The following is a 14001-nucleotide window of genomic DNA, read 5'->3' as shown; positions in this document are numbered from 1 at the left end:
AATAGAACAGTTTAATGGTAATATTTTATTTCTGTATAATTATTTTCAACAAATCCATAAACATTCAAAACAATACGCTCAGTTCGGTAAGAGGATGCATTGCTATTGCATCTTCTCAACTTTTGAGTTTTTATTTAAGTTTTCTTAAAGAAGGGAGGTAACGAAATACCTCCCCGGTTTATGGATTGTTTGGACAGATTATTTTCATTTCGGTGCGACGGTTCAGCTGATGCTCCTCTTCACTACATGGCACACCATCTTTGCATTTATTAAGCAATTTGCGCTCTCCATATCCCACCGGAATCAGTCGATCGCGGGAAATTCCCTGTGCAACCAAATATTCTACGGCTGCATTAGCGCGATTTTGTGATAAGGTCATGTTATAACTGTCTGAAGCTCTCGAATCGGTATGGGAGGCTAGTTCCACTTTTACCTCAGGATTGTCCTTCATGAATTGCGCCAGTTTATTCAGTTCCGGTTTGGCATCTTCACGGATAAAGTATTTATCCAAATCGTAATGAATATTCTTTAGTGTAATTGCTTTTCCGCAATCGGTTTTTTCCATGCACACTTCGAGTTTTACAAAGAGTGTCTTATTTCTGTCGAAATGGTTGGTTGTTATGGTTTCTGTCTGAGAAAAGTAGTTGTTCTTTTTTGCATACACATCGTAAGTAGCGTTCTGCAATGCATGAAAAACAAATCCTCCTTTATCATCTGTATTCGTATTTTTTTGTTCTGCAACAGCTTTATTAATCAGTACTACCGAAGCGCTAGTTAACGGATGAGCTGCATTACATTCAACAACTATACCCCTCAGTATAAATCGGTCATCAGCGTATACAATTTCCTTATGAACATTGCCGTTGGTTTTAAACTCTGATTCTAGAGTTACGGCTCCTTCCAAATCCACCTCATACAATTTTCCGCTTATAGCATATTTTCCGGGTTTGATATTATTAAATATCACCACGCCATAGCTATTGGTGGTACCCGTACCCATAATTTCCCCATGTATATTCTTTACTATTACATCCGTATTGGGTAATACCTCTTTGGTGTACTTATCCCTCGCGGTTACTGTAAGTGTATACACATCGCAGTTATGACATTCAGGCTGAGGAACGGGTTTGGGCTGCGAACGACGTTTTGGAATTCTGACACTGATACCTGCAAATGCCCCCAACGAACTTATGTCACAATTACAAGGATTGTTTCGAACAAGAGGGTCGGGTTGCTTAGGGTCCGCTTTAACCGGCACATAGGCGGCAGTAAGCCCATAGTTAGGATCAGTAAGCTCATTTACCTTAAAATGATTCAGGTAATAGGCACCAGCATGCAGGCCTATCGCTGGAGAAAAATAATAGTTGAACTGCAGTTGCGCTTTAGCCGAAAACACCGACCGGTCATCATATCCGGCATGAAAGTTTAATAATTGGGTAGGTGGAGCAGAAGCCACTTCGGTATAACCGCCTTTTACTGTTCCAAGTCCAGCGCGCAAGAATAACTCTGCCGCAAAGTTGCGCGTAGGTTGATATTTAAATGAGGGACCCACCCCATAAAACATTCGGGTGATTTTGTCCTGGGTTAAAACCGATGCCGTACCGGCAGGATACGTGCTTTCTGGTCGATTTTGGATGTAATCGAAATCTCCACCCAACCCAATCCATCTCCAATAATAATTGATGGAGGCGCCGGCTGCCATTCCACCTTTATAAACTATGTAGGGTGTGTTATTATTGTTGTAAAAGGGTTTTATATCATACCCTCCGCGAAAAGAAGCAAACCAACCGGAGGTCTCTTTATCTGAAATCTGCCCCTTTGTTTGTAATAACGAGGCAAATAGTATTATAGGTATAAGTACAATCTTTTTCATAACAATCTGTTTTAAATCTGTTTCATTCTTTACTCTATTCATCATCCAGAGTCTTGTTTATAGGTATATCAGTACTAATAACCCTTTGTTACCCCCCTTTTGCTAAAACTTTTTATTAAGAAGGAATCTTTGTAACCTCATCCTCGTATACTTAATGCCTTGAAATGATGGCAATTAGAACCGCTTTGGGGAGTCAGTACGGATTTCCAACCTTTCCCCGAAAGATTTGTTATCTTTGTGTATTAATTTTTTGAATTATGATAAAGACAGGAAACCCAGTAATCAGTATCTATACGGAAATGACACCCAACCCGGAAACAATGAAGTTTGTCGCCAACAAACTTTTGTATCCCGGAAAAAGCATTGATTTCCCAGATGCGGAAAGTGCAAAACCTTCTCCGCTGGCCACTGAATTATTCGGTTTTCCTTTTATCAAGGCTGTATTTATTGCCAGCAATTTTGTTACTCTTACAAAAACTCCCGATGCGGAGTGGATGGATGTTACTCCCTCTATTCGTCAATTCTTAAAAGACTATCTCGAAGAAGGAAAGCCCGTTATTAACGAAGATGAAATTGTAGAAGTGAAGAAAGAGGGTAGCAATGAGGTTTTAGCCGACGACGATGATGTGGTAAAACGTATTAAAGAACTGCTGGAAAACTATGTAAAACCTGCTGTAGAAATGGATGGCGGTGCTATTCAGTTCAAAAGCTATAAAGATGGCGTGGTAAATTTGATGATGCAGGGTAGCTGTAGCGGTTGTCCTTCTTCTATGATCACGCTAAAAGCCGGTATCGAAGGAATGATGAAGCGTATGATTCCTGAAGTGAAGGAAGTAGTGGCAGAAGCTGAATAATATATTTCTATATAAAAATATTTTGAAGTCGTGCACATTGTTGTACGGCTTTTTTGTTTGTTATATTTGAGAAAAATTAAGCCTTTTGCCTGTCCAGGAAATCTTCAACCAATTTATTGACGGACTCAGAGCAACTACTTTACCTGAGTATATTGCAGTAATTGCAGGCATTACCAGCGTTTGGTATAGTAAAAAAGAAAATATATGGGTATATCCTACCGGTCTGCTCAACACCAGTATTTACATCTGGCTCAGTTTCAAATACCACCTGCTCGGTGAAGCATCGGTAAACTTTTATTACACCATCATGAATATATATGGATGGTACTTGTGGACAAGAAAAGATGCCGCTCAAAAGCCAGTACTCGCTATAAAGTTTTCTACTCGCAAAGAGTGGATCAAAGAACTGCTCTTCTTTGCGTTCTTCTATTGCGGTATTTACGGGGCGTTGGTATTTCTGAAAAAAGAGTTTGCGCCCGGAGCCATTCCTTGGGCAGATGCCTTAGCTTCGGCAAGCGCATTTACAGGAATGTGGTTAATGGCTAAAAAGAAGGTAGAAAGCTGGTATTGGTGGATTATTACCAATATCTGCGGAATGCCTTTGTATTTCGTAAAGGGATTAGTATTTACCAGTGTTTATTATTTTATATTACTGCTTATCGCCCTCGGTGGATTGCAGGAGTGGAAAAGAAAAGCAGCACAAAACAACGCAGAATGATTAAGAAGATTGTTATAGTAGGCCCCGAAAGTACCGGAAAAAGTACACTTTGTGAGCAGCTAGCAAAACACTTCAATACCCTATGGTGCCCCGAATATGCTAGGGAATATCTGCTCAAGAACGGTACTAATTACAGTTTCGACGATCTTGCCGATATTGCCCGCGGGCAACTTGCACTGGAAGAACAGCATATCGCACAAGCCGAACGAATAGCAAAAGATCGCCTTTCATCTACCCATCCTGTTCCTCTCTTTATAGATACAGATATGTATGTGATGAAGGTGTGGTGTGAGTTTGTGTTTGGTAAATGCCACAAATTTATTCTTGATGAAATTGTAGCAAGAAAATACGACTTGTATCTGCTATGTAATACCGACCTGCCGTGGGTAAAAGATGAATTAAGAGAATATCCCGATCTGAAAACACGAGAAACACTCTTTTACATCTATAAAGATTTGCTCATAAACCAACAGACGCCGTGGGTGGAAATAAAAGGTAGTCATGAACAACGTATTCAGATGGCTATTGAGGCTGTAAGCCGATTACTGGCTACCGTTACTTAAACGTGTTGTCTGATAACCTTTTCCAGTTCCTCTAGCGAACGTACTCCTGACTGACGCCATACCGAACGACCATTTTTAAACAGAATTAATGTGGGCACGCCCTGTATCTGATATTGCTGAGCAGCTTGCGGACTTTTATCCACATCTACCTTAATAATCGTGGCAACATCCCCAATGCGGTCTTTGAGCTCTTTTAGCATGGGCGCCATCATTTTGCAAGGACCACACCATTCTGCAAAAAAGTCTACCAATACGGGCTTATCTTGATTGATAATTTCCTGAAACGTCATTAGAATTATTTCTTATTGAATAAATCAAGCAAAAAACGGACCACGAGAAAACCCATAACTATTGTTTATTACTAATGATGGCCTGAATATCTCTGTCGGGTCTCAGAAAATTCATCTGTTGCAATATCTTTTTGCTGCGCGAGGATACATATGAGCTCATGGGCTTTATCTGATATTTTTTTGGACTAGGCAATATGGCTGCAATAGCCGCAGCTTCTCGTGCTGTAAGGTCACGAGCCGGTTTATTAAAATATCGCTGGGCCGCCTCCTCGATCCCGAATATTCCTCTACCCATTTCGGCTACATTCAGATATATTTCCAGAATGCGTTGTTTTCCCCAGATGCGTTCAATCATAAACGTAAAATAAGTTTCCAAGCCTTTCCTGATCCAGCTTCTACCTTGCCATAGGAAAACATTTTTGGCTGTTTGCTGGCTGATAGTACTACCGCCTCGCACACGCCCCGGTTTCTTTTTGTTATACTCAATAGCTTTTTGAATACTTCGCCAGTCAAATCCGCTATGATCGGGAAAAAGTTGATCTTCCGATGCAATAACAGCTAGCTTGGCTTCTTCAGAAATATCTTTCAGCGGCACATACTCTTTTGTAAGGCCTTCTCCATTCATCCAGCTTACAATTTGCGTAATGGTAATAGGAGGGTTGATCCATTTTAAGGCAACAATATATGCAAGTTGTAAAATGAAAAGAACGATGAATAGTCTTTTAAAAAACCTCCATATCCATTTTATACTTTTCATCGAACGTAATTTAAATTAAATCTGATTCTTGCTATAGCAACTTTTATGTTTTGGTATCCCTTATCTCAGATAGACGTTTAAAACAGCTATTAGGTTGTAGTTTTATAAAAAAGCAGCCCTATAATTAAAGCAATGGAAAAACCAATGAGTATGATTCCATTTATCCGATTAATAAGTTGAATGTTATGTGGTGTAAGACGATTGCGAATTTTTCCTGCCAACATTACTTTAGTAATATCGGCCGCTAATACCAGCAGCAGACAGGTTGTAAAAATGGTAATTCTTTCCTGAATAGTATGACTGATAAAAGAGGTAGAAGCTGTGAGCCAGAAGAGGAATACGGAAGGGTTCAAAGTGTTCATCAGGTAGCCGGAGAGAAACATTTTGGCGTAATCGCGTTTTCGGAAGTGAATTTGCTCGGCCTTGCCCTCTTCGTTTATTTTCACCTTTTTGAAAAAAAGAAAATATATACCGATTCCCATCAAAAAAGAACTTCCGATGATGCCTATGATCTGTTTGTGTTCCACCATCACTTCAAAAAGTGCGGAGAACGCATTGCTTATAAAGGCCAGAGAAATATCGCTCATTGAAACGCCGGCAACAAAAGCAAGCCCTCCTTTGTGCCCAACATTGATGCTATGCTTGATGATGGAAAACAATACGGGGCCTACCGCAATACTTAACAGTAATCCCAGGGTTAATCCTTTTAGTAAGGCTTCAATCATACTCCCGGCAAGATTAGTAAAGTTTTTTTATCCCATGATGTTAAATTTTTCCGGTCGACAGAAACTTATCCCAACTTTGCAACAGATTGCCTTTCATAACCCGGGGGAATTTGTTTTGACTACCCAATTTGCCACGAAGCTCCATAAATTTTAAAAACTTCTCTTCAGGCAATATTTCTATAAACACGTCTTTAAGAGCGCTGGCTCTTTCTGTAGCATAGTCATCATTGATAGACTTGAGCGTATTGTCAATAAAAGTGAGCAGCTCCTGCGGGTCTACGGGGTCATCGGTAGCGATGTACCACTTATGAGCAAAATAGTTTTTATAGGGAAAGCCGGTTACTGTATACTCCGGAATACTGATGTTGAAATGATTGTTGGCTTCTTCAATAGCGCGATTCATGTTTTCTACACTCAGGTGCTCACCTACCAAACTCAGGAAATGTTTGGTGCGTCCAGTAATAATGAGCTCACACCGCCGGGTATCGAGAAAGCGTATCGTGTCGCCTATTAGATAACGCCAGGTACCGGCATTGGTACTTAACAAAATGGCGTATTCTTTTTCTTCTTCTATTTCATTTATAAGAACGGCTTTGGCATTAGGAAGCAAATTACCATCTGCATCAAAGTTGTTGCTGTCGAAAGGAATAAATTCAAAGAAAATATTATTGTCAGTAATTAGCTGCATGCCTTGTGCATGTTCGCGCATTTTATAGCCTATAAATCCCTCGCTGGAAAGATAATTCTCTACATATACAATAGGCTTGCCTAACAATCGTTCAAAGGATTTCTTATACGGCTGAAAAGCTACACCTCCATGTACGAACACCCCAAAGTTGGGCCATATTTCGTGTATGTTTTTCAAATTGTACCTTTCTATAATCATTTCCATACACATCTGGCACCAAGCTGGTACACCTACGATATAGCCAATATCCCAATCTCGAGCATGTTCTACTATTTCATTGAGCTTTTCATTCCAGTCGCGTAAAGCAGCAATACGCCCTCCGGGTTTATAAAATGTCTGAAACCAGAACGGACGTTTTTTAGCCAGTATCCCACTGAGATCGCCGGCATACCATCCTTTATCGCTTTTCTGCAGATCGGTAGCACCACCAATTATCAGAAAACTTTTACGCAGCGACTTTTTGTTGGCCTCCTGATAGGTAAATACGCTGATAAGTTGTTTAAGATAATTAATAGTATTGCTGCGTAAGAGATCTTTAGTTACGGGAATATATTTACTTGAGGCTTCGGATGTTCCGGAGCTCAATGCGTAGTATTCTATTTTACCGGGCCAGGTAACATCGGGAACACCGTCCAATGTTTTTTTCCACCATTCATTGTAAATCTTGTTATAATCATGAATGGGTACCGATTGCTGATACGCTCTTTCTATATCCTTACTCAAAAGGATTTTATCAAATTCATACTTTTGGCCAAATTCGGTAAATCTTGCCTTTTTAAGTAGCTTTTTAAGAACTTTTCGCTGCTGTCTGCTTACATCACCATTAGGAAGGCCAAAGACCTTCGCAATCGTTCCCGGTAGTTTAATATCAATAATTGAAGCCATAATACATTCCCTGCTATCCCTGCAAAACTGCAATATACGACTTTGTAAAAAATGAGTGTTTGTAAGCTTTTTATGTTCCTCCTAAACAGTATTGCGGAGTCTAATTTATGAAAAAATGGCATTTGTTTCTACTATCAGAATTTGATGAATAGAAAAACTCAGTAGAAACAGGAATAGGCGAGGAAATATTTCAGCATCAATAAAAAATACCTAAAAAACCATCATCAGGCCATATATGATAAGCCCCAGAAAACAGGTGAAGATCCCCAGTAAAAATACCTTTAACAGAAACAATTGACGATCTGTTTTAAATATGTCACTCGAGCGCAGCTGTTTTTCCTTTTCCATCATTATGTGCAACCGTTTTGATAAAGGTTTGTTAGTTATAATATGTGGTGAGAGCTTTACCAATTTAGAGAAAATAATTACGTTTCAAAGAAACAATAAATTTTGTCTAAAGGAAACGGGATTTTTCCCCTTTCTTAAGGGAAGATACTACACATACAGTAAACCAAGCGATATAGTAAATCAATGTTATCTTTGCCCTTATGCTAAAATCAGTATTACATGAAGCCGTTATGGCCGGTGCGGAACAGGTAGTAAAATATTTCAATCAGACTTTTGATATCAAGTACAAGGAAGGTCGTAACAATCTCGTTACAGAAGCCGATGAAGCCTCAGAAAAAGCGATTATCGAAGTCATAAAAAAAACCTATCCCGATCATCATATTTTAACCGAAGAAAGTGGCGATCTGCCCCAACAGTCTGAATATAAATGGATTATTGATCCCATAGATGGAACCATCAATTTTGCCCACGGCATTCCTATCTACTGTATTTCAGTGGCGGTGGAAAAAAGCGGCGAAATGATTCTGGGAATGGTGTACAATCCTCATATGAACGAGTTGTTCTTTGCCGAAAGGGGAGGCGGTGCTACGCTTAACGGAAAACCCATTAAAGTGAGTAGCGAAACCGACGCCATGAAAAGTTGTCTGGTTACAGGATTCCCTTATACTTATATCCACGAGCAAAACGGGCCTCTGCAGGTTTTCGAACGTCTTATTACCGAAGGAGTGCCGGTGCGTCGTTTAGGAGCTGCCGCCATAGACCTTTGCTGGGTGGCTTGTGGCAGATTGGATGGTTTTTACGAACACAGATTACAACCCTGGGATAGCGCAGCAGGATTTCTGATTGTTGAAGAAGCAGGAGGTAAGGTTACCGATTTTGATGGAAACCCTTACAGCCCTTACCAACACCGGATTTTGGCCACCAATGGTCTGATTCATGAACAAATGTTGAAGGTGATCCACAATCAGTAAATAATTCTAACGAAAAAAGAAAACTTAGATAAAGTTATCAGCGCTTCGTAATAATTATTGTATACAATCCTACATTTGATACACGCATTAGAAGCGACTTTTATACACATATATATGAGTGAACAAAGAACTGAAATAGCCGATTTGGGAGAGTTTGGTTTAATAGACCACCTCACCAAAAACATCGAATTGCAAAACGCTTCTACACTGGTGGGAGTAGGTGATGATGCTGCCGTTATTGATCATTTCGGTAAGCAGACCGTCATCACAACCGACCTGTTGCTGGAGGGTATTCACTTCGACCTGATGTATACGCCATTGAAACATCTAGGTTATAAAAGTGTCATCGTAAACCTGAGCGATGTATATGCCATGAATGCCACTCCTACTCAAATTACACTAAGCATTGGCGTTAGCAATCGCATGAGCCTTGAGGCTTTGGAAGAGTTTTACGAAGGCGTATATGTGGCCTGCAATAAATATGGAGTGGACCTCGTCGGAGGCGATACCACAACTTCTCAAAAAGGGTTTGTAATATCCGTAACCGCTATTGGAGAAGTCACTCCTGATACATTTGTAAAACGCAGTACTGCTAAAAAAGGAGATCTAATTTGTGTGTCGGGAGATTTGGGAGCCGCTTATCTTGGCTTGCTGTTTCTGGAAAGAGAAAAAAAGATATTTCTGGAAACACCATCCGTACAGCCAGATTTAGAACAACAAACGCATGTAATCGGACGCTTATTAAAACCCGAAGCACGAAAAGACATTGTGGAGTTTTTTGCAGAAAAACAAGTTGTTCCTACTTCTATGATCGATGTAAGCGATGGCCTTAGTTCCGAAGTTTTACACATCTGCAAGCAAAGCAATCTGGGGTGTGTATTATATGAAGAAAAAATTCCCATTGCGGAAGATTCCCGATTGGCAGCGTTTAAGTTTGAACTAGATCCAACTTTATGCGCTCTCAGCGGCGGTGAGGATTATGAGCTTTTATTTACTGTAGCGCAGGATGATTATGATAAAATAAAAGATAACGATCAAATCAGCATTATTGGATATATGGCCGATATAGAAGAAAGTTGCCATATCATCACCAAAGGCGGAGCCAAACACAAATTAGTAGCACAGGGCTGGAACCCGATTCAATAAAATGATTCTTTTCGTTGTTGATGTTTTTATCCGACGGATTATTGACCCGCCTATGTTAGGGCAAACATATTTTTATCGATGGTGCGGTCTGTTGCTGCTAGCAGTATGGGTTTGCTCCTGTTCCCCAACAAAAAAAACTTTTCATCCTGCCCAAAAATACAGCGCAGCCGCATTACAGGAAGATTATACTTTGTTCCAAAATATATTGGAAGAAAGACATCCCAGCCTATATTGGCACAGCTCCAAGGCATATATGGACAGCGTATTTGATGCTGGTCGAAAACTGATTACTGATAGCCTCACCGAACAAGAATTCAGGAAAATACTCATGGCCGTGTCCTCTCAGATTCAGTGCGGACATACCACCGTAGAGCCTTCCAAAAGCTATTCGAAGTACTTCCAAAAGAATAAACCTCCCATTAATTTTCCTCTTTCCATCAAAACCTGGAACGACACAGCAGTGGTAGTAGCGTCCCGACTCAAAAATATTCCCATCAATTCGGGCGACCTGATCGATTCCCTTAATGATACTCCGGTAACAGCGATCATTGATACAATGTTTCGCTTTGTTGCCGCGGACGGTAATAATCCGGTAGCAAAAAGTCAACGAATCAGCTTCGATTTCGGTAATCTGTATGCCCTGCTGTATGGCACAAGGTTTATCCGGCATCTGAGTTTCAAAGATTCAACCGGTCAACCTCACCGCTTTTATTTTAAACCTATTGCTGCAAAGAAAGACTCGCTTGATGTAAAACCGGCTTCTAAAACCCCAAAAATTTCCCGCAAAGAAAAATTGAAACAAGCACGTTCTTTTGAGATAAAGGCAGCAGAGGGATATGCCATTATGGAGCTCAACAGTTTTTCGGAAAAGCTACAGCTCCAATCCTTCCTTCGGCGATCATTCAAAGAACTGCATAAAACAGGTATACCTCATTTGATTCTTGATCTACGTTTGAACGGAGGCGGAAGACTTAGCAATGCTAATGCTTTGTTGAGATACTTGACCGACCATTCCTATAAACTCGCAGATTCTATCTACGCCATTACTTCAAAGTCCGCGTACAGCAAATACATCGAAAAGGATTTTTGGAATAAACTGATTATCAAATTAGGCACCCAAAAACGCAATGGCAAACTGCACTATACCCATCTTGAAAAACAGGTGTTCAAACCTAAAAAGAAATATCATTTCGACGGACAAGTGTTTTTGCTGAGTGGCGGTTTTACTTATTCAGCCAGTACTATTGTGTTGAATATCCTGAAAGGACAATCCAATGTGCAAATTGTAGGCGAACCATCGGGTGGGGGTGCTTATGGCAATACGGCCATGCTTATTCCGGATGTAACATTACCGCACAGCAAAGTGCGTTTTCGGTTGCCTCTCTTCCGTATGGTAGTGAATAAAAATGCAGCCCTAAAAGGGCAAGGTGTACCGCCCGATGTATTTGTAGGGCCAAGCCTTGAAGCCATCCGACGCAGAGAAGATTACAAAATGAAAAAAGCCATTGAACTGATTAAAAATGCGCAGCACGTTCAATAAATCTTAAACTGGTCCGCATCTTTCCAAAATGGAAACTTCTGGCGCACCGTATTCAAATGTTCTTTATCCAGCGTAATAGTGAAAATATCTTCTTCGTCCTTTTTATCATACAATATGGCTCCCAATGGATCCACCACCATACTGTTTCCGGAGTAATGGATACCCTTGCCATCAGTACCCACACGGTTAACGCCTATTACATAGCATTGATTTTCTATCGCACGCGCCTGAAGAAGCGTTCTCCAAGCATGTACACGCGTTTCGGGCCAGTTGGCTACATATACTAGCACATCGTATTCGGGCGCTATCTCCTGTCGGGGTGTTTGTGAGGCTATAACCTGACGTGCCCAAACCGGAAACCGCAGGTCATAACATACCTGCAGATTCAGCTTCCAGTTGTTTACAGATGCTATTAGTCTTTTTTCACCAGCAGTATAGGATTCATCTTCTCCAGCAAAGGCAAACAAATGCCTTTTATCATAATATCCGTACTGCCCCGTAGGTAACATCCATATGAGACGGTTATAATAGGAGTGTTTATTCGCCCCAAAGTCTTCTTTTATTATCAAACTTCCCGTCAGCACTACTTTTTTCTGCGCAGCCATTGTTTTCATCCAGGCAACGGTAGGACCATCCATGGTTTCCGCAAGAACGGGAGCATTCATACTAAACCCTGTAGAAAACATTTCGGGGAGGATGATTATATGCGTTTTTTCCTGAAGGCCTTCTATCTTTTGCTGCAGCTTGTTCAGATTGGCCGCCTTATCTTCCCATGCCAATGCTGTCTGAATGAGTGTGACCGTTAGTTTGTCTTTCATGATAAATTCTTAAAAAGTTCATTAATCAGGGCCGGTTCATACCCTTTCTGTATCAGATAATCCGATACTTTTCGCATTTTTATAAAGCGATTACGTTCCCGGTTCAGGCTGCTCCATTTTTCCTCAAAAAGCCGCTCCAGTGTATGCATGTATGCTTCCTCATCTATTTCTTTCATAGCCACTGTGATACAATAATCGCTGATATCCTTTTGTCGCAATGCCTGAATAATCTTGTTGCGTCCCCATTTTTTAATTCGAAAATGGCCGCCGGCAAACTGCTTTGCAAATCGTTCTTCGTTCAGGTAGTTTTCTTCGATGAGAGTGGCAAGAATTTCATCGTGGTCTTTTTTACGCACATCGAGTTCATATAGCTTATTAATCACATCTTTATGGCAGCGTTCGGCATAGGCACAGTAGTGCCTGAGTTTTTGCAATGCCTGTTCCCTAGTCAGCTGTTCGCCATAGTTGCCCATCCATTAACTACTTTTAACCCCCTATCTCCGTATTGAAACGCTGTGAGGGAGGTGAAAGATACAAAGCTTTTGAGTTGGGAGCGCTCCAATATTCTGAAATAATTTATATTGCGTTAAATCTTTTTTATAGTAGTTTCGCTGCACCCCAAATCGGGGCAAAAATTATAAAATTTTTATTCGGATGAAATTTATCGCATCATCAAACGCGTTGCTTAAACAGCTGCAAAACCTCTCAGGCGTCATCAACGCAAATACCGTTTTACCGATATTGGAGGATTTCCTTTTTGAAATCGAAGCCAATAAGCTTACCATTGTCGCTACGGATCTGGAAACAGTGATGAGAACCGAAATGGAAATTGAGGCTAAGGATAGCGGAAGAGTATGTATTCCGGGAAAAATTCTGATTGATTCATTAAAAAATATTCCGGATCAGCCGCTGACCTTCACCATCGATAAAAATTTCGGAGTGGAAATAACCAGCGATAGCGGTAAGTATAAAGTAATGGGTGAAAACCCCGATAATTTCCCGAAAGAACCATCAGCAGATGATACTACCTCTTTCAAAATGACTGCTTCTGCCTTAGTAACGGCAATTAACAAAACCTTATTTGCTACTAGCACCGACGATTTGCGCCCCGCGATGACCGGCGTATTTTTCGAACTCAGCAAAAACGGTGTACAGTTTGTAGCTACAGACGCTCACAGATTGGTGCGTTATAAACGTAACGACGTAGAAGCAGCAGGCAACGACAGCTTTATTGTTCCACGTAAACCGTTGAACCTACTGAAATCGGCTTTGCCCGACAATGACGACGAAATCATCCTGAACTATAATAGCAACCACTTCTTTGTTACACATGGCTCCACCCGATTGAGCTGTCGCTTGATAGATGCGCGTTTCCCCGATTACAAAGTGGTCATTCCTGCCGAAAATCCATACAGATTAACTGTAAACAGACAAGAGTTTCTAGGAGCGCTGCGCCGTGTAAGTGTATTCAGTAACAAAAGTACTTATCAGGTGGCCTTAACCATCAGCGGCAGTGAACTACAGCTAGCAGCACAAGATGTTGACTTCAGCTTCGAAGGTAATGAGCGCATGAAGTGTCAGTACAATGGCGAAGACATCCAAATTGCTTTCAATGCTAAGTTCCTGATTGAAATGCTCAACAGTACACAAAGCGAAGATGTATACTTGGAACTTAGCACACCTACTAAAGCAGGGCTTATCAAGCCTGTTGAACAGGACGAAAATGAGGACCTGTTGATGCTGGTAATGCCACTTATGCTGAATCAATAAAAATAGGTTTAAAAAGGCAATGTACAGTAGTACATTGCTTTTTTTAAAACGTACC

Annotated in this window: 14 protein-coding genes; 7 read left to right on the top strand and 7 right to left on the bottom strand. The window is 40.8% G+C overall.

Translation table 11 applies throughout. From position 1 onward, the window contains the following. Window positions 1-178: 178 nt before the first annotated feature. The gene (locus tag V2H41_RS09155) at window positions 179-1873 is read right to left on the bottom strand and encodes an OmpA family protein (RefSeq protein WP_330974847.1); all 1695 of its coding nucleotides are present in this window, start codon (window positions 1871-1873) and stop codon (window positions 179-181) included. A gap of 257 nt (window positions 1874-2130) precedes the next feature. On the opposite strand from V2H41_RS09155, the gene V2H41_RS09150 reads away from it, so the two are divergent. The 3 genes from V2H41_RS09150 (at window position 2131) to V2H41_RS09140 (ending at window position 4008) form a co-directional block, all read left to right on the top strand. Further along, entirely contained in the window at window positions 2131-2727 is a 597-nt protein-coding gene (locus tag V2H41_RS09150) for a NifU family protein (RefSeq protein ID WP_330974846.1), read from the top strand. An 85-nt stretch (window positions 2728-2812) separates the two neighbouring features. Beyond that, window positions 2813-3445, top strand: a complete 633-nt coding sequence (gene pnuC, locus V2H41_RS09145; protein ID WP_330974845.1) for a nicotinamide riboside transporter PnuC — start codon at window positions 2813-2815, stop codon at window positions 3443-3445. After that, window positions 3442-4008 (top strand): AAA family ATPase, encoded by a 567-nt coding sequence (locus tag V2H41_RS09140; RefSeq protein WP_330974844.1) that lies wholly within the window; start codon window positions 3442-3444, stop codon window positions 4006-4008. Before pnuC ends, V2H41_RS09140 begins: the two co-directional genes overlap by 4 nt. Here V2H41_RS09140 and trxA read toward each other — a convergent pair. From trxA to V2H41_RS09120, 4 genes are all read right to left on the bottom strand, one after another. Next, window positions 4005-4298: a thioredoxin gene (trxA, locus tag V2H41_RS09135; RefSeq protein WP_330974843.1), complete on the bottom strand. Its 294-nt coding sequence runs from the start codon at window positions 4296-4298 to the stop codon at window positions 4005-4007. The two genes, V2H41_RS09140 and trxA, sit on opposite strands and share 4 nt — an antisense overlap. Before the next feature lie 58 nt (window positions 4299-4356). Next, window positions 4357-5055 carry a monofunctional biosynthetic peptidoglycan transglycosylase gene (gene mtgA / locus V2H41_RS09130; RefSeq protein ID WP_330974842.1) on the bottom strand — a complete coding sequence of 233 codons (699 nt, stop codon included), beginning with the start codon at window positions 5053-5055 and terminating at the stop codon, window positions 4357-4359. An 89-nt stretch (window positions 5056-5144) separates the two neighbouring features. Next, entirely contained in the window at window positions 5145-5780 is a 636-nt protein-coding gene (locus V2H41_RS09125) for a LysE family translocator (RefSeq protein WP_330974841.1), read from the bottom strand. Window positions 5781-5820: 40 nt separating this feature from the next. Then, entirely contained in the window at window positions 5821-7353 is a 1533-nt protein-coding gene (locus tag V2H41_RS09120; protein ID WP_330974840.1) for a GH3 family acyl-acid amido synthetase, read from the bottom strand. 548 nt (window positions 7354-7901) lie between these two features. Here V2H41_RS09120 and V2H41_RS09115 point away from each other — a divergent pair. The 3 genes from V2H41_RS09115 (at window position 7902) to V2H41_RS09105 (ending at window position 11358) form a co-directional block, all read left to right on the top strand. Further along, complete coding sequence (locus V2H41_RS09115) at window positions 7902-8672, top strand: inositol monophosphatase family protein (RefSeq protein WP_330974839.1); 771 nt, start codon at window positions 7902-7904, stop codon at window positions 8670-8672. Between the two features lie 114 nt (window positions 8673-8786). Continuing rightward, window positions 8787-9818, top strand: a complete 1032-nt coding sequence (gene thiL, locus V2H41_RS09110) for a thiamine-phosphate kinase (RefSeq protein WP_330974838.1) — start codon at window positions 8787-8789, stop codon at window positions 9816-9818. Window positions 9819-9870: 52 nt separating this feature from the next. Beyond that, complete coding sequence (locus V2H41_RS09105; protein ID WP_330974837.1) at window positions 9871-11358, top strand: S41 family peptidase; 1488 nt, start codon at window positions 9871-9873, stop codon at window positions 11356-11358. On the opposite strand, the gene V2H41_RS09100 is transcribed toward V2H41_RS09105, so the two are convergent. Both V2H41_RS09100 and V2H41_RS09095 read right to left on the bottom strand, forming a co-directional pair. Continuing rightward, on the bottom strand, window positions 11352-12176 hold the full coding sequence (locus tag V2H41_RS09100) for a nitrilase family protein (RefSeq protein ID WP_330974836.1): 825 nt from the start codon (window positions 12174-12176) through the stop codon (window positions 11352-11354). The genes V2H41_RS09105 and V2H41_RS09100 overlap by 7 nt on opposite strands. Then, window positions 12173-12649, bottom strand: coding sequence for a regulatory protein RecX (locus tag V2H41_RS09095; RefSeq protein ID WP_330974835.1), 477 nt, complete (start codon window positions 12647-12649; stop codon window positions 12173-12175). Before V2H41_RS09095 ends, V2H41_RS09100 begins: the two co-directional genes overlap by 4 nt. 181 nt (window positions 12650-12830) lie before the next feature. Between V2H41_RS09095 and dnaN the strand changes: the two genes are divergently transcribed. Further along, window positions 12831-13946, top strand: a complete 1116-nt coding sequence (dnaN, locus tag V2H41_RS09090; RefSeq protein WP_330974834.1) for a DNA polymerase III subunit beta — start codon at window positions 12831-12833, stop codon at window positions 13944-13946. Window positions 13947-14001 lie beyond the last annotated feature (55 nt).

Origin of the sequence: Niabella digestorum (genome assembly GCF_036409055.1) — a bacterium.
Lineage (GTDB): Bacteria > Bacteroidota > Bacteroidia > Chitinophagales > Chitinophagaceae > Niabella > Niabella composti.
This window is presented reverse-complemented; position numbering and strand designations above follow the sequence as displayed.

Excerpts from the sequence above, each read along its gene's own strand:
- V2H41_RS09155 (WP_330974847.1), bottom strand. The coding sequence starts at position 1,873 with ATGAAAAAGATTGTACTTATACCTATAATACTATTTGCCTCGTTATTA.
- V2H41_RS09150 (WP_330974846.1), top strand. The coding sequence starts at position 2,131 with ATGATAAAGACAGGAAACCCAGTAATCAGTATCTATACGGAAATGACA.
- V2H41_RS09140 (WP_330974844.1), top strand. The coding sequence starts at position 3,442 with ATGATTAAGAAGATTGTTATAGTAGGCCCCGAAAGTACCGGAAAAAGT.
- trxA (WP_330974843.1), bottom strand. The coding sequence starts at position 4,298 with ATGACGTTTCAGGAAATTATCAATCAAGATAAGCCCGTATTGGTAGAC.
- mtgA (WP_330974842.1), bottom strand. The coding sequence starts at position 5,055 with ATGAAAAGTATAAAATGGATATGGAGGTTTTTTAAAAGACTATTCATC.
- V2H41_RS09125 (WP_330974841.1), bottom strand. The coding sequence starts at position 5,780 with ATGATTGAAGCCTTACTAAAAGGATTAACCCTGGGATTACTGTTAAGT.
- V2H41_RS09120 (WP_330974840.1), bottom strand. The coding sequence starts at position 7,353 with ATGGCTTCAATTATTGATATTAAACTACCGGGAACGATTGCGAAGGTC.
- V2H41_RS09115 (WP_330974839.1), top strand. The coding sequence starts at position 7,902 with ATGCTAAAATCAGTATTACATGAAGCCGTTATGGCCGGTGCGGAACAG.
- thiL (WP_330974838.1), top strand. The coding sequence starts at position 8,787 with ATGAGTGAACAAAGAACTGAAATAGCCGATTTGGGAGAGTTTGGTTTA.
- V2H41_RS09105 (WP_330974837.1), top strand. The coding sequence starts at position 9,871 with ATGTTAGGGCAAACATATTTTTATCGATGGTGCGGTCTGTTGCTGCTA.
- V2H41_RS09100 (WP_330974836.1), bottom strand. The coding sequence starts at position 12,176 with ATGAAAGACAAACTAACGGTCACACTCATTCAGACAGCATTGGCATGG.
- V2H41_RS09095 (WP_330974835.1), bottom strand. The coding sequence starts at position 12,649 with ATGGGCAACTATGGCGAACAGCTGACTAGGGAACAGGCATTGCAAAAA.
- dnaN (WP_330974834.1), top strand. The coding sequence starts at position 12,831 with ATGAAATTTATCGCATCATCAAACGCGTTGCTTAAACAGCTGCAAAAC.